The sequence below is a fragment of the Kitasatospora sp. NPDC008050 genome, from assembly GCF_042957465.1.
Taxonomy (GTDB): domain Bacteria; phylum Actinomycetota; class Actinomycetes; order Streptomycetales; family Streptomycetaceae; genus Kitasatospora.
Genome location: NZ_JBIBIJ010000002.1, coordinates 643,886 through 662,416 on the forward strand (window position 1 = coordinate 643,886; position 18,531 = coordinate 662,416).

The window sequence follows — 18,531 nt, forward strand, 5'->3', positions numbered from 1 at the left end:
CAGGGCCCTTACTGCCCCGGCCGCTGCAGCCGGGTGATGAACTTGTACCGGTCCCCGCGGTAGATCGACCGCACCCACTCCACCGGCGCGCCCTGCGCGTCGAAGGAGTGCCGCGACAGCTGGAGCATCGGCAGCCCGAGGTCCGAGCCGAGCAGCCCGGCCTCGCGCGGGTTGGCGAGCGTGGTCTCGATGGTCTCCTCGGCCTCGGCCACCACCACGTCGTACACCTCGCGCAGCGCGGCGTAGAGCGAGTTGTGCTTGACCAGGTTGCGCCGCAGCGCGGGGAAGCGCTTGGCGGACAGGTGCGCCACCTCGATGGCCATCGGGTCGCCGTTGGCCAGCCGCAGGCGCTCGATCCGCAGCACCCGGCTGCCGGGCTTGATGTCGAGCAGCGGGGCCAGGTGCTCGTCGGCGGTGATGTAGCCGACCTCGATCAGCCGCGAGGTGGGCTCCAGGCCCTGGGCGCGCATGTCCTCCGTGTAGGAGGTGAGCTGGAGCGCCTGGGCGACCTTGGGCTTGGCCACGAACGTGCCCTTGCCCTGGATCCGCTCCAGCCGGCCCTCCACCACCAGTTCCTGCAGGGCCTGGCGCACGGTGGTGCGCGAGGTGTCGAACTGTGCGGCCAGCGCCCGCTCCGGGGGGACCGGGGTGCCGGCCGGCTGGGTCTCGGTGAGCTGGAGCAGGTGGCGCTTCAGTCCGTAGTACTTGGGCACCCGCGCCGCGGCGGGGTCGCCCGCCGGCGCCTGGGCGGACGGCTCCGCCTGGGGCCGGTCCGCCCGAAGCTGGGCCGTGGTGCCCCCGTCGCTGCTCATGGGCGCTTCTCCGCTCCTCGTGAGGCCCTCCTGGCCCTCACCGCCTCGTTAACGGCACACATCGTTGCACGTATGCGCAGGCGACGGGGAGCGCATCACACGATGAACGATGAGCGGTGTCGGCTTGGTAACGGCTCGTCCGGATTGCTCTTCGGCCCGTTGACACACCCATTGGTCTAGGCCAAGCTCCAGGCATCTGGTCTACACCACTGCAGACCAACTCATGAATCCCCAGACCATCTCAAGGTTCGCGGCACCATTCCTACCCTTATGCGGGGGTATGCCGCCGGCCACCGATGGGGGGCACCCGGGCATCCCTCAGGAGGATGGCGTGAAGCGTCAGCTCATCGCGGCGGTCGGCGTCGCGGCCATGGTCGTCGGCCTCGCGGCGTGTGGCTCGTCCAGCAAGAAGGACGACAGCGCGGGCGGCAAGCCGGCCAACTACAACGGCAAGACCGTCACCGCGTGGCTCATGTCCGGTTCGGCCCCGCAGGCCTGGCAGGACGGCGTCAAGGCCGACTTCGAGGCGCAGTACCCGGGCGCCAAGCTCGACATCCAGACCCAGAAGTGGGACGGCATCGGGGCCAAGGTCACCACCGGTCTGTCCGACAACTCGGTGGACGTGCTGGAGGTCGGCAACACCCAGACCGCCGGCTACGCCGCGAGCGGCGGCCTGATGGACCTCACCTCGTCCAAGGCCGACCTCGGCGGCAACGACTGGGCCGCCAACCTGAACGCCTCCTCGGTGCTGGACGGCAAGCAGTACGCCGCCCCGTGGTACTTCACCAACCGTGTGGTCATCTACAACAAGGCGCTGTGGACCAAGGCCGGCATCACCGGGACCCCGAAGACGCTGGACGAGTTCTACGCCGACCTGGACAAGCTGAAGGCCACCCAGGGCGTCAGCCAGCCGATCTACCTGCCGGGCCAGGAGTGGTACACCTACTTCGGCCTGATCGCCGGCCAGGGCGGCCAGATCGCCAAGCAGAACGGCTCGACCTGGGTCGGCAACCTGGAGTCGCCGGAGGCCAAGGACGCCTTCGCGACCTACCAGAAGCTGCAGAGCTACTCGACCGCTCCGAAGGACAAGGACGAGGCCACCCCGGAGCAGACCACGGTCTTCTCCAAGGGTGACGTGGGCGCCATGATCGGCCTGGGCTGGGAGGCCCCGGCCCCCAAGGACATCCCGGCCGACCAGGTGGGCTACTTCCCGCTCCCCGGCAAGACCGCGGACAAGCCCTCCGGCGTCTTCCTCGGTGGCTCGAACCTGGCGATCGCCCAGGACACCAAGAACCCGGACCTGGCCAAGGGTCTGCTGAAGATCATGCTGTCGGACAAGTACGAGGGCCAGATGGCCACCGCTGGCCTGATCCCGAACAAGGCCTCGCTGGACTCGCTGGCCACCACCCCGTTCGCGCAGGCGGCCATCCCCGCCTCGGCCAACGGCTCCACCACCCCGAACACGCCGAACTGGGCCAACGTGGAGAACACCCCGAACCCGATCAAGGACTTCCTCGCCGCGGTCCTGCAGGGTTCGGACTACGACTCCACCGCCAAGAAGTACGACGACACGATGACGAAGCTTCTCGGCCAGAAGCAGTAGTCCCGAGCGGCGTCGCCCACCCGCCTTCCCCACGGAGGCGGGTGGGCGGCGCCGCCGCCCTGTCTGTATGGCCACTTGTCCGGCCAGGTGTGAGGAAGAGAGAACGATGGCTGTGCAATCGGAGCGGGTGCCCACTCGATCCCCGGAGCCGGGCAACGGTGCCGGGAGCATCTCGGCCGATGTCGTCGCGGGCAGGGTCAGACCGCCGGTCGGTCCGACCCTGCTGGCGCGCAGTACCCCCTACCTGCTGCTCCTGCCCGCCATCGTGGCCACCCTGGCCCTGCTCGGCTGGCCGCTGGTCAAGACCTTCGAGCTGTCCTTCCAGAACCTGAACAAGCGTCAGCTGATCCTCCACCTGACCGAGTGGAACGGGTTCGACAACTACAAGGACCAGCTGACCGATCCCGACTTCTGGCACACCACCGGCCGTTCGGTCGTCTTCACCCTGATCAACGTCGTGGCGATCATGGTCGGCGGCACGCTGGTCGGCATGCTGCTCAACCGGCTCGGCAAGAAGATGCGGATCCTGCTCCAGGCCGGCCTCATCCTCGCCTGGGCGATGCCGATCGTGGCCAGCGCCACCGTCTTCAGCTGGCTCTTCGACTCCCGCTTCGGCGTGGTCAACTGGCTGCTGGACAAGCTGGGCTGGCACAGCATGGCCGACTACAACTGGTACAGCACGCAGACCGGCACGTTCTTCGTGATCATCCTGCTGATCGTCTGGGGCTCGATCCCGTTCGTCGCCTTCAACATGTACGCCGGACTGACCACCATCCCGTCCGAGCTCTACGAGGCGGCCCGGATGGACGGCGCCGGCCCGTGGAAGATCTTCCAGTGCGTGGTCTACCCCAGCCTCAAGCCGTTCTTCCTGAGCACCACGTTCCTTGAGGTCATCTGGGTCTTCAAGGCCTTCACCCAGGTGCTCGCCATCAACGCGGGCGGACCCGGCGGCCTCACCGCGACGCTGCCGCTCTACGCCTACATCCAGGGCACCGGCAACCAGCACTACGGCATCGCCGCGACCATCGCGGTGCTGACCATCCTGATGCTCGGCGTGATGATGGCGTACTACTTCCGGATCATTCTGAAGCAGGAGGACGAACTGTGAGGCGCTCTCTGCTCGGACGGAGCTGGCCGAACATCATCGCGGCCGTCCTCTTCGTCTTCTTCGCCTTCCCGGTCTACTGGATGCTCAGTACGGCCTTCAAGCAGAACAACGACATCATCAGCAAGACCCCGGTCTTCATACCGCTGAGCGGCACGCTGGACCACTTCAAGGCCGCCACCGGCGCCGCGCAGTTCTGGGAGATGGTCGGCAACAGCTTCACCGTGACGATCGTCGCGGTGCTGGCCTCGCTGGTGATCGCCACCCTCGCCGCCTTCGCCGTCGCCCGGATGAAGTTCCGCGGCCGCAAGGCCTTCGTCCTGGTGATCATGCTGGCGCAGATGGCGCCCTGGGAGGTCATGACGATCTCGGCGTACCTGATCGTCCGTGACCAGGGCATGCTCGACAACCTGCTCCCGCTGACCCTCTTCTACATGATGATGGTGCTGCCCTTCACGATCTGGACGCTGCGCGGTTTCATCGCCGCGGTGCCCAAGGAGCTGGAGGAGTCGGCGATGGTGGACGGCTGCACCCGCTTCCAGGCCTTCGTGAAGGTGGTCTTCCCGCTGCTCGCCCCGGGCCTGATGTCGACCTCGCTGTTCGGCTTCATCACCGCCTGGAACGAGCTGCCGCTCGCGCTGATCCTCGAAAAGTCCACCGGCCCCGGCACCGCGCAGACCCTGCCGCTCTGGCTGACCTCCTTCCAGAGCGTCTTCGGCGACGACTGGGGCGCCACGATGGCCGCCTCCACCCTGTTCGCCATCCCGGTCCTGGTCATTTTCCTGTTCCTCCAACGCAAGGCTGTCGGCGGGATGACCGCCGGCGCAGTGAAGGGCTGATCGGCCGCCATGAGCATCCTCATCCCGAGCATCCCGGACAGCGACCAGCTGCACCGCGACGCGATGACCGTCCTGCAGCCCGGCTTCGAGGGCACCACCGCCCCGCCCGAGTGGGTCCGCCGCCACCTGGCGGCCGGCCTCGGCTCGGTGGCCCTCTTCGGGCGCAATGTGACCGACCAGGCCCAGCTGGCGGCGCTCACCGCCCAGTTGCGCCAGGAGAACCCCGACCTGCTGATCGCGATCGACGAGGAGGGCGGCGACGTCACCCGCCTGGAGGTGGGCAACGGCTCCTCCTGGCCGGGCAACCTGGCCCTCGGCGAGATCGACGACCCGGCGCTGACCCGCGACGTGGCCCGCGAGCTGGGCCGGGCGCTGGCCGCCTGCGGCATCAACTACAACTGGGCGCCCTCGGCGGACGTCAACTCCAACCCGGGCAACCCGATCATCGGGGTGCGCTCCTTCGGCGCCGACCCCGAGCTGTGCGCCCGGCACACCGCCGCCTGGGTCGAGGGCCTGCAGTCGGCGGGCGTTGCCGCCTGCGCCAAGCACTTCCCCGGCCACGGCGACACGGCCATCGACTCGCACCACGGCCTGCCGATGATCGGCGTGGACGAGGACCTGCTGCGCTCGCGCGACCTGGTGCCGTTCCGGGCCGCCGTCGAGGCCGGTGCCAAGGCCCTGATGAGCGCGCACATCATGCTCCCGGCGGTCGACCCCATCTGGCCGGCCACGCTCAGCCGTGCCGTGCTGGGCGGGCTGCTGCGCGGCCGTCCGGAGGACGGCGGGCTCGGCTACGAGGGCCTGATCGTCACCGACGCCATCGAGATGGGCGCGATCGCCAACACCTACGGCATCGCGGACGGCACGGTGCTGGCGCTGGCCGCCGGCGCCGACGCGATCTGCGTGGGCGGCGGGCTCTGCGACGAGGAGACCGTGCTGCGGCTGCGGGACGCGATCGTGGAGGCGGTCCGTTCGGGCCGGCTCCCCGAGGAGCGGCTGGCCGACGCCGCCGCGCGGGTGCGCTCGCTGGGCAGCTGGACGCGACTTGCCCGGTACGGAAAGGCAGCGCAGGCCGCGCCCACCGAGCCGGACCTGTCGATCGGCCTGCGGGCCGCCCGCCGGGCGCTGCTGGTGACCGCCGACCCGGCGCAGCCGTTCATGCCGGTGACGGACCGTCCGTACGTGGCCTCCTTCTCGCCCGAGGCCAACATCGCGGTGGGCGACGAGACTCCGTGGGGCGTGGCCGGCATGCTGGCCGAGCGCTTCCCGGGCACCCGCGCGCTGAGCGTCGGCCCCGCCGACGCGGCGGACGGGCAGCTGGACACGCTGGTCGCCCGGGTGCTGGGTGAGGCCGACGGGCGCCGCCTGGTGCTGGTCGTCCGCGACCTGCACCGGCACGAGTGGATGGCCGCCGTGGTGCACCAGCTGCTGGCCGCCCGTCCGGACGCCCTGGTGGTGGAGATGGGGGTGCCGCAGGCCGCGCCGGTCGGCGCGCTGCACATCGCCACCCACGGCGCCGCCCGGGTCTGCGGTCTGGCCGCCGTGGAGGTGCTCACCGGCCAGCCGACGGCGCGCTCCTGAGACTCTCTGACCGCCGCTCAACAATGGGGCCCCGTGGAGGAATTATTCCTTCGCGGGGCCCCATTGTCGTTTTTGCCGCCACCCGGCCGGAGGGGTGGCCAACTGAACGACCATCAATTGTCATGCATTAAGCAAGGATTAAGACACGGATTCACAACGGAGCGCCGGGAGATCGCTGGAGAGCATTGACAGCCGGATTGGTCTGGGCCAGGCTCCAGAAATCTGGTCCGGACCAATGGCGGCGGACCATTTCCAGGAGGATCGCGTGAAGCGTCAGTTCATCACCGCGTCCGTTGTGACCGTGCTCCTCGCGAGCGCGGCCGGCTGCGGTACCAGCGGGGGTCCCAGGGCCAGGCAGTCCGCGGACCCCAAGGCGGCCACCGGCACCCTGACCGTCTGGCTGATGAACGACGCGCAGACCAGCTGGCCGGACCTGGTGCAGCAGGTCAACGACGAGTTCGGCGCCCAGTACCCGAACGTCACCCTCAAGCTGAGCTACCAGACCTGGGCGGACAAGGTGAACAACCTGGACGCCGTGCTCGGTTCGGGCAAGGCGCCGGACGTGGTCGAACTGGGCAACACCGAGACCATGAAGTACATCCTGAACGGCTCGCTGGCCCAGGTGAACAAGGGCGACTTCGAGAACTCGGACAGCTGGATCCGCGGCCTCGAAAACACCTGTACATACAACGACAAGCTCTTCTGCGTGCCCTACTACGCGGGCGCCCGGGTCGGCGTCTACAACTCCGCGATGTTCCAGCAGGCCACCGGCAGCGCGGACTTCCCCAAGACCGAGGACGACCTGACGGCGGCCCTCGACAAGCTCCAGGCGGCCCACAAGGGCGACAGGTCCTTCTCGCCGCTCTACCTGCCCGGCCCCTACTGGTACGCCGCGATGTCCTACGTCGCCGCGTACGGCGGCACGATCGCCCGCTTCGACTCCACCGGCACCTGGCACGGCACCCTGGAGGACCCGAAGTCCCAGCAGGGCATCTCGCACTTCATCGACCTGGTGAAGCGGTACAACCACGGCGATCTGACGGTCAATGAGCTGCACCAGTCCGATGTGCTCGGCAAGCAGCAGACCGCGGCGATCTACGGCAACTCCTGGGAGGCGGCCGGTGCGGCCACGCCGCCCGGCGGCGACCCCACGCTCAAGGACTCGCTCAAGGTGGCCGCCTTCCCCGGCCCGAACGGCAAGCCGCTGCCCAGCTTCATCGGCGGCTCCGACCTGGCGATCACCGCCAGGACCCAGGTGAGCGGCCTGGCCACGGCCTGGGTGAAGCTCTTCACCAGTGCCAGGTCCGAGGCGCTGCTGGCGAGCAAGAACATCCTGCCGAACAACCTGACCCAGCTCGACCCGCTGCGCTACAAGCCGCAGACCGCGGCGGCGGCCAACTCGGTGCCCGACGCCTGGTTCACCCCGGTGGCCCCGGGCTGGGGCGCGGTGGAGAAGAAGAACGTGCTGGGCGACATGCTCACCGCGATCCTCGGCGGCCAGTCGGTGGACCAGGCGACCAAGGCGGCCGACGCGCAGATCAACCAGTTGATCAACAACCCGTCCTAGCATCAGCACTGTCCGTCACCGCCACCCCGTTCTCCGGCGCCGACCCGCTGCACGGGCCGCCGGCGATGGTGGACAGCGTCTCGCGGGTGATCGCGATCGTGCCGGCCGGGGTGCCCGAGGAGCTGCAGCCGATCCTGGAGATCCTGCCGCTCCAGCAGCTGGCCTACGAGGTCACCATCGCCCGCGGCCAGGACCCGGACGCCCCGAGGGCGCTCGCCAAGGTCACCGAGACCCACTGGCCGGGCCGGCCTGGAAAGCACTACGGGCCACGGCGCCGACACAGGACCCTCAGCCTGTGCGGCACCGTAGCCCGGAGCTGTCGTCGGCCGCCTGGTGCGGCGCCCGGACTGTGCGGGGTCCTGGCATCGCGGCGGCCGACCGAGGAGCGGCCGCGCGCGGTCAGGGCAGATTGCGCGGGGGCCACTCCTTGGTGCTCCTCCATTGTGGACTAGACCAATCTGGGTTGTCCAGGAGACTCCCATAATTGGTCTGGACAACTCCCGGGCCATCGTTGATCATCACCGACCGCCGCTGCCGCCGCCGCTGCCCGCCCGCCTCGACCGGCCGCCCCCGCGGCCCGCGGGCTACCCTCGCGGTGTGCCCTCGTTGAACGAACTCGTCCGCCGCCACACCACCCTCACCGGTGCCGATGTGGAGTGGCTCCACCTGCTGGTCTCGGAGTGGCAGCTGCTCTCCGACCTCTCCTTCGCCGATCTGGTGCTGTGGATCCCCACCTGGGACGGCATCCGGTACGTCTCGGTGGCCCAGATGCGGCCCAACACCGGCCCGACCTCCTACCAGGACGACATGGTCGGCCACCTGGTCCCGCGCGGGCGCCGTCCCCTGCTGGACGCCGCCTTCGACGAGGGCCGGATCGTGCGCGAGGGCGACCCGGAGTGGCGCGAGGAGGTGCCGGTGCGGGTCGAGTCGATCCCGGTGCGGCGCGAGGGCCGGGTGCTCGGGGTGATCGCCCGCAACACCAACCTGCTGACCGTGCGCACCCCCAGCCGGCTGGAGCTCACCTACCTGCAGAGCGCCTCCGACCTGGCCCAGATGATCGCTGCCGGAACGTTTCCCTACGCCGGCGAGCAGGTCGACATGGACGCGGCCCCCCGGGTCGGCGACGGTCTGATCCGGCTGGACGCCGACGGCATCGTCACCTACGCCAGCCCCAACGCGCTCTCCGCCTACCACCGCCTGGGCCTGACCACCGATCTGGTGGGCGGTCACCTGGGGCGCACGACCGCCGAGTTGGCGCCCCCGTCGCGCGGCGCGGTGCACGAGGCGCTGGTGAAGCTCGCCAGCGGGTGGGCACCGCGCCAGTCCGAGGTGGAGGCGCAGGGGGGCGTGGTGACGCTGCGTGCGATCCCGCTCAAGCCCAAGGGCGTGCACACCGGCTCGCTGGTGCTGGCCCGCGACGTCACCGAGCTGCGCCGCCGCGAGCGGGAGCTGATGACCAAGGACGCCACCATCCGGGAGATCCACCACCGGGTGAAGAACAACCTGCAGACCGTGGCCGCACTGCTGCGCCTGCAGTCCCGCCGGATGGACTCGGAGGCAGGGCGGGCCGCGCTGGACGAGGCCGTGCGCCGGGTCGGCTCGATCGCCATCGTGCACGAGACGCTCTCCCAGACGCTGGACGAGCAGGTGGCCTTCGACGAGATCGCGGACCGGGTGCTGGCGATGGTGATGGAGCTGTCCCAGGACGGCCAGGTGACCACCAGGCGCAGCGGCAGCTTCGGCATCCTGTCGGCGGAGGTGGCCACCCCGCTGGCGATGGTCCTCACCGAGCTGCTGCAGAACGCGCTGGAACACGCTTTCGGGGACAAGGCGACCGGCAGCGTCTTCGTCACCGCGCTGCGCGGCCGGGCGCCGGTCAACGGCAAGGGCTGGTCGGACAGTTGGACCGGCGGCTCGAAGCCGGAGGAGTACCTGCTGATCACCGTGCAGGACGACGGCAGCGGCATGCCGGAGGGCTTCGACCCGCAGCAGGGCGGCAACCTCGGGCTGCAGATCGTGCGGACGCTGGCGACCGGCGAGCTGGGCGGCACCTTCGACATGGTCGCGGCGCCGGACGGCGGCACCAAGGTGGTGCTGGAGATCCCGGTGCGATAAGCGGTTCAGCGGTAAGCCGTACTGCGTCAACTCCGGTGCGCGGTACGGCAGATCGACGGCGCATCGACGGCCGACGGGAGAGCCCGGGGCAGCGGGAAGCAGAAGAAACGAGGCCCTGCCGACCGGGGGGGGAGGGTCGACAGGGCCTCTCAACCCGTTCCGGCCGTCGGGGGGAGTCGGTCGGAACGGGGGCTCTGTTGGTGCGTGACACCGTCGGCATGGGCGGCGGTCACTGCCGGGCTGCCCATCGCGTCATATTGCGTACGGTGAGCGTCCCAGGTCCACGATATTGCTCTGAGTGAACAGTATCAAGTGTCCGGACCGAGCTGTGCCGAAGTGTCGGGGTCGCCACGCCGGTCACGGCCTGGTCGGCTGCCCCGTGGGTGACGGCTCCTGCGGAAGGCTTCGACGGAGTGGCGGTCGAAGCCTGTGATCATGTGTTGATCGGTACTTCAGTGGATCGGTACTTCAGATGCGGTGCGCGAGGCACTCGCTCAGGCGGTGCGGGCGCGGTTGCGGGCTGCGCGGCGCTTCATCGCACGACGCTCGTCCTCGCTCATACCGCCCCAGACGCCGGCATCCTGGCCGGTCTCCAGAGCCCACTGCAGACACTGCTCCATGACGGGACAGCGGCGGCACACGGCCTTGGCTTCCTCGATCTGCAGCAGAGCAGGACCGGTGTTCCCGATCGGGAAGAACAGCTCCGGGTCCTCTTCGCGGCAGACAGCGCGGTGGCGCCAGTCCATGGTCGTCCAACTCCTCCGGTCGCCAGGCGGTGGCCCGGCCGACACAATCGATGGCTTGTGAATGTGAACGCTTTCACGAATCCCGCAACGGCAAAAGGGACCAAAGGCCTTCACGGCCCGGGGTGTCTGTGCAGAGGGGGGTTCGGGCGAAACCCGAGGGCTCCAGGCAGCCACAGGTGCCAGGGGGTGCTCGGTGGGGCCGTCTCGCTTGTCCCGCTGCGAGGCGTCCCGTTCGCCATGTAGAGGTTCGCAAACCTCGGGCCTGGATACAACCCCCTTCGAGGAGGAATTTTTGATTCTTCGGTGTCGCCTACCTCACAGGCCGTACTTCTATGGGGTGAAGGGGGCTAGCGCGTTCGAGAAGAAGGGCGGGACCCCCTTCTGGTCACACAATCACACGCAGTGCCCGTCGTACGCCTGTGAAACTGACGCGACTCCTCTCACCAAGGTGGTCCCCATCGACCTGAAATGGGGCCGGTTCCTGGGAAACCAAGGTGAAGTGTCTGACGTCGTGATAAGAGACAACGTGCTTCCCGGAAGGTCCAACACCCTTCTGGGATTGCTCCGAAGGAGTGTGCGGCCGCAGAATCTGACGGACCGTACGAGCGGTTCCGAACGCCGTCATTCGAGTGATGCCGAAGACATCAAGGTCGGTCTCGAACGAAGCCGCGGGAGAGGGCAGCACCGGGCGATTACCGAGAAAAGTCCACGGTGAGGTGTTCGAAACTATGGTCATCACCAGTCCCGGCTGCGGTGCACGGCCCGGGAGTTCCAGAGTCACCGGGCCTGACCTGCGGTGTTCACGCTCGGTGACATAGTGCCGGAGCGCTTCCCTGATGTAGAGCGCGTGCGTGGACTTTCGCCCCGAACGGCGCTGCTCCTCGACCCGGCCGACCACGCCGGCGTCGAAGCCGAGCCCCGCGGTGAAGGTGAACCAGCGGTCCGGCAGCCCCTCCGTCATCGCCTTGCCCAGCGAGATCGCCCGTTCCCGGCGGTTCTCCAGCGCGTCCAGCAGCACCCCGGTGGCCTCCACCGGATGGTTGGGCAGTCCGAGCGCGCGGGCGAAGACATTGGTGCTGCCACCGGGCACCACGGCCAGCCGTGGCACCCGATCGGAGGGGCCGTGCGCGAGCAGTCCGTTGACGACCTCGTTGACCGTGCCGTCCCCGCCGAGCGCGACCACCAGGTCCACGGTGCCGTCCGCCGCCGCGTCCCGGGCCAGCTCACGGGCGTGGCCCCGGCGGTCGGTGACCGCGACCTCCAGCTTGAGATCACTGCGCAGCGCGTGGGTCAGGACATCCCTGGTTCGACCACTGGTGGTGGTGGCTTTCGGATTCACGACCAGGAGCGCGCGCATGAGGATCAGCCTACGGCTCGGCGGCGCCGCGGTGGCGGCTACCCTGCTGGAGTGACCGCAGAGACCTCCACCGCCGCCCGTCCCGCCAAGCTCATCGCCGCCGTGGCGCTGACCGCCGTCGAGGGCGCCGCACTGACCGGCTGGGGCGGCTACATGATCGTGGCCGGCCTGGTCGAGAACACCAGGAACCAGGGCCTGGTCGAGTACGGCGGGGTGGTGATCCTGCTGCTCGGGCTGCTGCCGCTGCTGGCCGCCCAGGCGCTGCTGCGGCTGCGCCGCTGGGGCCGCAGCCCGGCGGTGCTGACCCACACCACCTGCCTGCCGGTGGCGTACTACATGTGCCAGAGCGGCGGCATGATGGCGGGCCTGGGCGCGCTGGTGGGCCTGGCGGGCGTGGCCGGCCTGGTCATGCTGCTCAACCCGACGGTCACCGCCGTGCTGTACCGCGCCGAGGACTGAGCCGAGGACTGAGCCGGCCCAGGGCCGAGGAGCCCACCGGCCCTGAACGCGACCCTGAACGGACGGAGCCGGGCCCACGGGCCCGGCTCCGTCCGTTCAGCGCGCTGCGCCGCTCACTCCTCGACCAGCAGCTTGTCCCGCAGCTGGGCCAGGGTGCGGGCGAGCAGCCGCGACACGTGCATCTGCGAGATCCCCACCTCGGCGGCGATCTGCGACTGCGTCATGTTCCGGAAGAACCGGAGCACCAGGATCTTCTGCTCGCGCTGCGGCAGTTGGGCCAGCAGCGGCTTGAGCGACTCGCGGTACTCCACCCCTTCCAGGGCCTCGTCGGTGGCGCCCAGGGTGTCGGCCACGGCCGGCGACTCGTCGTCGCTGTCCGGCACGTCGAGCGAGAGCGTGGAGTAGGCGTTGGCCGACTCCAGGCCCTCCAGCACGTCCTCCTCGGAGATGCCGAGGTGTTCGGCCAGCTCGTGCACGGTGGGGGAGCGGCCGTGCCGCTGGGAGAGCTCGCTGGTCGCGGTGGTCAGCGAGAGCCGCAGCTCCTGCAGCCGGCGCGGCACCCGCACCGCCCAGCCCTTGTCCCGGAAGTGCCGCTTGATCTCGCCCACGATGGTCGGGGTGGCGTAGGTGGAGAACTCCACCCCGCGCTCGTGGTCGAACCGGTCCACCGACTTGATCAGCCCGATGGTGGCCACCTGGGTCAGGTCGTCCAGCGGCTCGCCGCGGTTGCGGAACCGCCGGGCCAGGTGTTCGACCAGCGGGATGTGCATCCGGACCAGCTGGTTGCGCAGCTCGACCCGCTCGGTCGAGCCCTCGGGCAGCGCGGCCAGCCGCACGAACAGCGCCCGGGCGGCCTCCCGGTCCGGGGCGGCCGTGCGGTGCCCGACCACCTGGGCGGGCAGCGAGGCCTGGACCACCTCGGTCAGCTCCTGCTCGACCTCGCTCGCGGGCTCCCCCTCGACCGCCGCCCGGCCGGGTGTGTCCCCACTGGGGGCGTCCCCGCTGAGGTCCTCGCCCTCGGCCGTCGGGCGGCTGGGCGCCGTCGGCTCCGGCATCGGGTCGGTCGGTTGGCTCATCCGCTGGGAGTCCTTCGAGTACGCGTCGTGGGTGGCGGCGGCGGGTGCGGGCACGGTACGGCGGCGTGGGCCGGCGAGGCCGCTCGCGGGCACGGTTGCGCCATCGGCCGGCCCGTGGCCCGGTACCGCTTCGGTGGGCAGGCCGTCCACGGGCCGCGCTCCGGCGGCAGAGTTGCGATCCAGATCACTCACGGCGATCCCCCGTTCCGTTCCGGGAGCGCCCGGGCCGCCGGCGCGGCCGGGCCATCACATTGGTTGTACCGCGACCGGGCTCCGGAGCGGGAACGAGTCCGCTCCGGAAGGGGCCGTGGCGCGGCCGGGAGGCCGGCTCACGGCTGGATGATGGTCCCGCCGCGCTTCTTGTGCAGGCTGATGCTGACCGTGCGGTCCTCGGCCACCGAGGACTCCACCTCGCCGGCCAGTGCGGAGAGCACCGTCCAGGCGAAGGTGTCCCGCTCGGGTGCCCGGCCGTCGGTGGTCGGTGCCGAGACGGTCACTCTCAGTGCGTCGCCGACCAGTCGGAACTCGCAGGTGAGCACCGAACCCGGCACCGCCTGCTGGAGCAGGATGGCGCAGGCCTCGTCCACCGCGATCCGTAGGTCCTCGATCTCGTCGAGGGTGAAGTCCAGGCGGGCCGCGAGACCGGCCGTGGCCGTGCGCAGGACCGAGAGGTAGGCACCCTGGGCGGGCAGCCGTACCTCCACGAAGTCCTTTGCCGCCTCGGCGGACTGGCCTGCCCGGTCGTCCGGGCTCCCGGGATCGCCGTCGGTCTGGGACACCCTCACCTCCTGGGTGACGCGCTGTGCTGGTGACCCGAGGGCCGCGGCACGTTCTGTTGCTTGGCTCAACTGCTTCGCCCCAACTGTCTTGAGGGGTGGTGCGGTACGTCCCAGTCCTACCCAACAGGGCGGCGCCGGACGCGGGCCGTCCGCCGAGACGTTACCGCGATCGGCCGATGGATGTCGCGACCCTGGACCGGATTCACCCCGCGGGCTGCGGGTTTTCATCTGCGCTGACGGAATTCGGGCCGCCGAAAGGTCAGGACGGGCCGGGGGCACCCAGCTCGCGCAACGCCGGTCCGGTGAGCCGGAAAACCGTCCACTCGTCCATCGGCTGGGCGCCGAGCGCCTTGTAGAAACCGATCGAGGGCTCGTTCCAGTCCAGCACCGACCACTCCAGGCGGCTGCAGCCGCGCTCCACGGCGGTCCTGGCGAGCTCGGTGAGCAGGGCCTTGCCGTGCCCGCCCCCGCGTGCGCTCGGGCGCACGTAGAGGTCCTCCAGGTAGATCCCGTGCGTCCCGGTCCAGGTGGAGAAGTTGCGGAACCAGAGCGCGAAGCCGACGGTCGCGCCCGTCGTGTCGTCCTCGGCGATCAGTGCGAAGACCGCCGGCTGCTCACCGAACAGCGCCTCGCGCAGCTGCTCCTCGGTGGCCTTGGCCTGGTCCAGGGCCTTCTCGTAGTCCGCCAGTTCGCGGATCAGCTCGATGATGGTGGGGACGTCCTCGACGACGGCGCTTCTGATCATGCCCCCGAGCGTACTGGGGTCGCCCGAACGCGCGATGCCCCTCACTCCGGAGAGTGAGGGGCATCGTTTGACGCGACCGCTTCGGGCCGGTCGGCAACCGGGTGCCGACCGCCGGGTGCGGGCGGCGATCAGGCCTGCTTGGTCTCCCAGAAGATCTTGTCGATCTGGGCGATCAGGTCGAGCAGCGCCTGGCCGGTGGCCGGGTCGGTCGAGGCCTTGGTGGCCGAGGCGGCCTTCAGGGCGTCGTTGAAGAGCTGGTGCAGCTGCGGGTACTTCTCGAAGTGCGGGGCCTTGAAGTAGTCGCTCCACAGCACCGAGAGGTGGTGCTTGACGGCCTCGGCGCGCTGCTCCTTGATGATGATGGCGCGAGCGCGGAAGTGCGCGTCCTCGTTGGCCTGGTACTTCTCCTGAGTGGCCTTCACCGACTCGGCCTCGATACGGGCCTGTGCGGGGTCGTAGACGCCGCACGGAAGGTCGCAGTGAGCGTGGGCCGTGACCCGCGGGGCGAACAGACGAGAGAGCATGGAAAGTCCTTCCTTAGATCGTCTTCCCGGGGCTGAGATTACCCCGCGGCGCACCGGATCTCGCGGCCGGGACGGGGGCCTAGGGCAAAAGGCGGAGTCGGAACCGGTCGATATCGGGCAGGCGTTGTCCATGCGGGATGCTGGTTGCTGCCCGGCCGACGAGCGGCGGGCTCAGCCGGTGCGACGAGGAGGCGGGCACGATGGCGGCGATGCGGCGACGTGACACTGACGCAGACCCAGAGCCGGTGGAACGTACGGGAGGTGGGCTGCTGCCGTTCGGCCTGATGGACGTGGCCGGGCCGTCGATGGTCCCCACGCTGTACCACGGCGACCGGGTGGTGGTCAGGTACGGAGCCCGGGTGCGGCCCGGCGCGGTGGTGCTGGTGCGCCACCCGCTGCGGCAGGACCTGCTGGTGGTCAAGCGGGCCACCGAGTTGCGGGCCAAGGGCTGGTGGCTGCTGTCGGACAATCAGTTCGTCGAGAACGACAGCCGGGAGTACGGCGCGGTACCCGACGATCTGGTGCTCGGCCGGGTGCTGCTGCGGATCGCGCCGAACCCGGTCTGGCTGGCCCCGGCCGGCTGGCTGGAACGGCTGCTCTGCACCCGGCCGCTGGGCCGCTGGCCGGGCCTGGCCGCCCGGTTCGGTGTCTTCAGGCGCCTGCGTCCGGAGCTGTAGCCGCACCGCCCGGCGCGGTGGCCGGTCCGTCCGGCGCGCCGCCGGCCAGGGCGGCCGCGGCCTCCTGGCGCTTGCGGGCCCGGTAGGCGGCCACGTTGGCCCGGGTCGCACAGCGGTCCGAGCAGTAGCGCCGCGAGCGGTTGGTCGAGGTGTCCAGGTAGGCGTTGCGGCACGGTGCGGCCTGGCAGATGCCCAGCCGGTCGGCGCCCAGCTCGGTCAGGTGGATCGCCAGGCCCATGCAGGCCACCGCCGTGAAGGTCGCGGTGGCGGTGGGCGCGTTGTCCGCCAGGTGCAGGTGCCAGCGCGGCCGGCCGCTCTCGTCCAGGTGGTCGTGGCCGGAGACCAGCGGGCTGACCGGGTACTCCACCATCAGCGCGTTCAGCAGGTTGACGCCGCCGACCTCGTCGCCGCCCGCCGCGGCCTCGAAGACCGCGCGCAGCCGGGCCCGCACCGACCGCAGCCGGGGTACGTCGGCGGGTTCGGCCAACTGGGCGCCGCGTGAGTTCGGGCTGCTGAACAGCGCGCGCACCGCGTCCACGCTGACCAGCGTGTCGGTGCCGCGGTCCGGTTCCTCGCTGTTCACCAACCGAACGGCGAAGTCGGCGTACAGGGCGAGCTCCACCGGGAATCCTCCGCAGAAAACGTAACGGGTAACCAGCCTTAAGCCTATTACCTTGGCCGGAAAATGACGAAGGCGCCGACCACGACCGGGACGGCGCCTTCGCTCGGAGCACTCTGGACTACAGCACCTTGGAGAGGAATGCCTTGGTGCGGTCGTGCCGCGGGTTGCCGATCACCTCGCGCGGGGTCCCGGACTCCACCACGATGCCGGCGTCCATGAAGACCAGCGCGTCGCCCACCTCGCGGGCGAAGCCCATCTCATGGGTGACCACGATCATCGTCATGCCCTCCTGGGCCAGGCCGCGCATGACGTCCAGCACCTCGCCGACCAGCTCGGGGTCGAGCGCCGAGGTGGGCTCGTCGAAGAGCATCAGCTTGGGCTCCATGGCCAGCGCCCGGGCGATCGCCACCCGCTGCTGCTGGCCGCCGGAGAGCTGGGAGGGGTAGCTGTCCGCCTTGTCGGCCAGACCCACCCGCTCCAGCAGGGCCCGGGCCCGCTCCCGCGCGTTCGCCTTCGACTCGCCCTTGACCTGCATCGGCGCCTCGACGATGTTCTCCAGCGCGGTCATGTGCGGGAAGAGGTTGAAGTGCTGGAAGACCATGCCGATGTCCCGGCGCTGCAGCGCGACCTCGCTGTCGCGCAGCTCGTAGAGCTTGTCGCCCTTCTGCCGGTAGCCGACCAGGCTGCCGTCCACGTAGAGCCGCCCGGCGTTGATCTTCTCCAGGTGGTTGATGCAGCGCAGGAAGGTGGACTTGCCGGAGCCGGACGGGCCGACCAGGACGAACACCTCGCCCTGCCGCACCTCCAGGTCGATGCCCTTGAGCACCTCGACCAGGCCGTACGACTTGTGCACCTGTTCGGCCTTGACCATCGGGGCGGCCAGGGAGCCGGCGGACTTCAACGGGTCGCCGGCCGTCGGGGTGCTCACAGGTGACCGCCTCCTTCGAGACCGGGGACCACGTCCGGGGTGGTGGGCCGCGCCGGACGGCCGCGGAACAGCCCGCGCAGCCGTTGCAGCGGCGTCGGGGGCAGCACCCGGTTGGCGCCCCGGGCGTAGTGGCGTTCGATGTAGTACTGGAAGACCGTGAGGATCGAGGTCATCAGCAGGTACCAGAGGCTCGCCACGATCAGCAGCGGGATGGTCTGGAAGGTGCGCGAGTAGATGTCGTGGGCCGCGCCGAGCAGTTCCACCAGCGAGATCGAGTACGCCAGCGAGGTGGTCTTCAGCATCGAGATGGTCTCGTTGCCGGTCGGCGGGATGATCACCCGCATCGCCTGCGGCAGGATGATCCGCCGCATCGTCCTGGCCTGGCTCATGCCGAGCGCGTGCGCGGCCTCGGTCTGGCCCAGCGGGACGGACTGGATGCCGCCGCGGACGATCTCCGCCATGTAGGCGGCCTCGTTGAGGCCGAGGCCGAGCAGGGCGGCGGTGAAGACCGGGATCAGCTGGTTGGTGGACTCCGACCAGAAGTCGGTGCCGAACGGGATGCCGATCGAGAGCCGGGGCCACAGCGAGCCCATGAACTCCCAGAACAGCAGCTGGACCAGCACCGGGGTACCGCGGAACACCCAGATGTAGAACCAGGCGGTCCCCGACAGCAGCGGATTGGGCGACAGCCGCATGATCGCCAGGACGACCCCGCCGACCACACCCATCAGCATCGCGAGCGCGGTCAGCTCAAGCGTGGTGACCAGGCCGTTCATGATGGTGGTGTCGAACAGGTACTGGCCGACCACGTGCCATTGGAAGGCCTTGTTGAAGAGCAGGGCGTGGATCAGCATCGCCGCGAGGACCGCGACGACGACGGCTCCGGCCCAGCGGCCGGGGTGGCGGACCGGGACGGCCTTGATGTCTTCAGGCCGTTTCCTGGTCACCGACCCCTGTTCGGACTGGTTCACTGTGGCCCCAGGGGAGTAGGTCGGG

The 18,531-nt window shown here is 69.8% G+C and carries 18 protein-coding genes and 1 pseudogene; 9 read left to right on the top strand and 10 right to left on the bottom strand.

The window, feature by feature from the left end; translation table 11 throughout:
* Positions 1–8 precede the first annotated feature (8 nt).
* Complete coding sequence (locus tag ACFZB9_RS06320; protein WP_391444090.1) at positions 9–812, bottom strand: GntR family transcriptional regulator; 804 nt, start codon at positions 810–812, stop codon at positions 9–11.
* A gap of 331 nt (positions 813–1,143) precedes the next feature.
* On the opposite strand from ACFZB9_RS06320, the gene ACFZB9_RS06325 reads away from it, so the two are divergent.
* From ACFZB9_RS06325 to ACFZB9_RS06355, 7 genes and pseudogenes are all read left to right on the top strand, one after another.
* Positions 1,144–2,415, top strand: coding sequence for an extracellular solute-binding protein (locus tag ACFZB9_RS06325; RefSeq protein ID WP_391444091.1), 1,272 nt, complete (start codon positions 1,144–1,146; stop codon positions 2,413–2,415).
* 106 nt (positions 2,416–2,521) lie between these two features.
* A complete protein-coding gene (locus tag ACFZB9_RS06330) occupies positions 2,522–3,523 on the top strand; it encodes a carbohydrate ABC transporter permease (RefSeq protein ID WP_391444093.1) in 1,002 nt (333 codons plus the stop codon).
* Positions 3,520–4,359 carry a carbohydrate ABC transporter permease gene (locus tag ACFZB9_RS06335; protein ID WP_391444095.1) on the top strand — a complete coding sequence of 280 codons (840 nt, stop codon included), beginning with the start codon at positions 3,520–3,522 and terminating at the stop codon, positions 4,357–4,359. The genes ACFZB9_RS06330 and ACFZB9_RS06335 overlap by 4 nt, the downstream gene beginning before the upstream one ends.
* A 9-nt stretch (positions 4,360–4,368) precedes the next feature.
* Entirely contained in the window at positions 4,369–5,940 is a 1,572-nt protein-coding gene (locus tag ACFZB9_RS06340; RefSeq protein ID WP_391444097.1) for a glycoside hydrolase family 3 protein, read from the top strand.
* 265 nt (positions 5,941–6,205) lie between these two features.
* Entirely contained in the window at positions 6,206–7,507 is a 1,302-nt protein-coding gene (locus tag ACFZB9_RS06345; RefSeq protein ID WP_391444098.1) for an extracellular solute-binding protein, read from the top strand.
* Between the two features lie 14 nt (positions 7,508–7,521).
* Positions 7,522–7,740 (top strand): annotated as a pseudogene (locus ACFZB9_RS06350) (glucosamine-6-phosphate deaminase); the annotation flags it as partial.
* Between the two features lie 364 nt (positions 7,741–8,104).
* A complete protein-coding gene (locus ACFZB9_RS06355) occupies positions 8,105–9,622 on the top strand; it encodes a sensor histidine kinase (RefSeq protein ID WP_391444099.1) in 1,518 nt (505 codons plus the stop codon).
* Positions 9,623–10,116: 494 nt separating this feature from the next.
* Here the strand turns inward: ACFZB9_RS06355 and ACFZB9_RS06360 are convergent, their stop codons facing one another.
* Positions 10,117–10,368 (bottom strand): WhiB family transcriptional regulator, encoded by a 252-nt coding sequence (locus ACFZB9_RS06360; RefSeq protein ID WP_014138019.1) that lies wholly within the window; start codon positions 10,366–10,368, stop codon positions 10,117–10,119.
* A 385-nt stretch (positions 10,369–10,753) separates the two neighbouring features.
* The gene (locus ACFZB9_RS06365) at positions 10,754–11,725 is read right to left on the bottom strand and encodes a diacylglycerol/lipid kinase family protein (protein ID WP_391444100.1); all 972 of its coding nucleotides are present in this window, start codon (positions 11,723–11,725) and stop codon (positions 10,754–10,756) included.
* 51 nt (positions 11,726–11,776) lie between these two features.
* Here ACFZB9_RS06365 and ACFZB9_RS06370 point away from each other — a divergent pair, with 51 nt between their 5' ends.
* Positions 11,777–12,184, top strand: coding sequence for a hypothetical protein (locus tag ACFZB9_RS06370; RefSeq protein WP_391444102.1), 408 nt, complete (start codon positions 11,777–11,779; stop codon positions 12,182–12,184).
* A gap of 113 nt (positions 12,185–12,297) precedes the next feature.
* Here ACFZB9_RS06370 and ACFZB9_RS06375 read toward each other — a convergent pair whose 3' ends face one another.
* The 4 genes from ACFZB9_RS06375 to sodN all read right to left on the bottom strand — a co-directional run bounded on the left by ACFZB9_RS06375 (position 12,298) and on the right by sodN (position 15,308).
* The gene (locus ACFZB9_RS06375) at positions 12,298–13,452 is read right to left on the bottom strand and encodes a SigB/SigF/SigG family RNA polymerase sigma factor (protein WP_391444104.1); all 1,155 of its coding nucleotides are present in this window, start codon (positions 13,450–13,452) and stop codon (positions 12,298–12,300) included.
* 137 nt (positions 13,453–13,589) lie between these two features.
* Entirely contained in the window at positions 13,590–14,039 is a 450-nt protein-coding gene (locus ACFZB9_RS06380; RefSeq protein WP_391444105.1) for an anti-sigma regulatory factor, read from the bottom strand.
* 259 nt (positions 14,040–14,298) lie between these two features.
* Positions 14,299–14,784: a GNAT family N-acetyltransferase gene (locus tag ACFZB9_RS06385; RefSeq protein ID WP_391444107.1), complete on the bottom strand. Its 486-nt coding sequence runs from the start codon at positions 14,782–14,784 to the stop codon at positions 14,299–14,301.
* 128 nt (positions 14,785–14,912) lie between these two features.
* The gene (gene sodN, locus ACFZB9_RS06390; RefSeq protein ID WP_327068904.1) at positions 14,913–15,308 is read right to left on the bottom strand and encodes a superoxide dismutase, Ni; all 396 of its coding nucleotides are present in this window, start codon (positions 15,306–15,308) and stop codon (positions 14,913–14,915) included.
* A 284-nt stretch (positions 15,309–15,592) separates the two neighbouring features.
* Between sodN and sodX the strand changes: the two genes are divergently transcribed.
* Positions 15,593–15,985, top strand: coding sequence for a nickel-type superoxide dismutase maturation protease (sodX, locus tag ACFZB9_RS06395; protein WP_391444314.1), 393 nt, complete (start codon positions 15,593–15,595; stop codon positions 15,983–15,985).
* Here sodX and ACFZB9_RS06400 read toward each other — a convergent pair.
* From ACFZB9_RS06400 to ACFZB9_RS06410, 3 genes are all read right to left on the bottom strand, one after another.
* Entirely contained in the window at positions 15,960–16,607 is a 648-nt protein-coding gene (locus tag ACFZB9_RS06400) for a CGNR zinc finger domain-containing protein (RefSeq protein WP_391444109.1), read from the bottom strand. The two genes, sodX and ACFZB9_RS06400, sit on opposite strands and share 26 nt — an antisense overlap.
* A gap of 118 nt (positions 16,608–16,725) precedes the next feature.
* On the bottom strand, positions 16,726–17,478 hold the full coding sequence (locus ACFZB9_RS06405) for an amino acid ABC transporter ATP-binding protein (protein ID WP_391444316.1): 753 nt from the start codon (positions 17,476–17,478) through the stop codon (positions 16,726–16,728).
* Positions 17,479–17,531: 53 nt separating this feature from the next.
* A complete protein-coding gene (locus ACFZB9_RS06410) occupies positions 17,532–18,482 on the bottom strand; it encodes an amino acid ABC transporter permease (RefSeq protein WP_391444111.1) in 951 nt (316 codons plus the stop codon).
* Between the last annotated feature and the right edge of the window lie 49 nt (positions 18,483–18,531).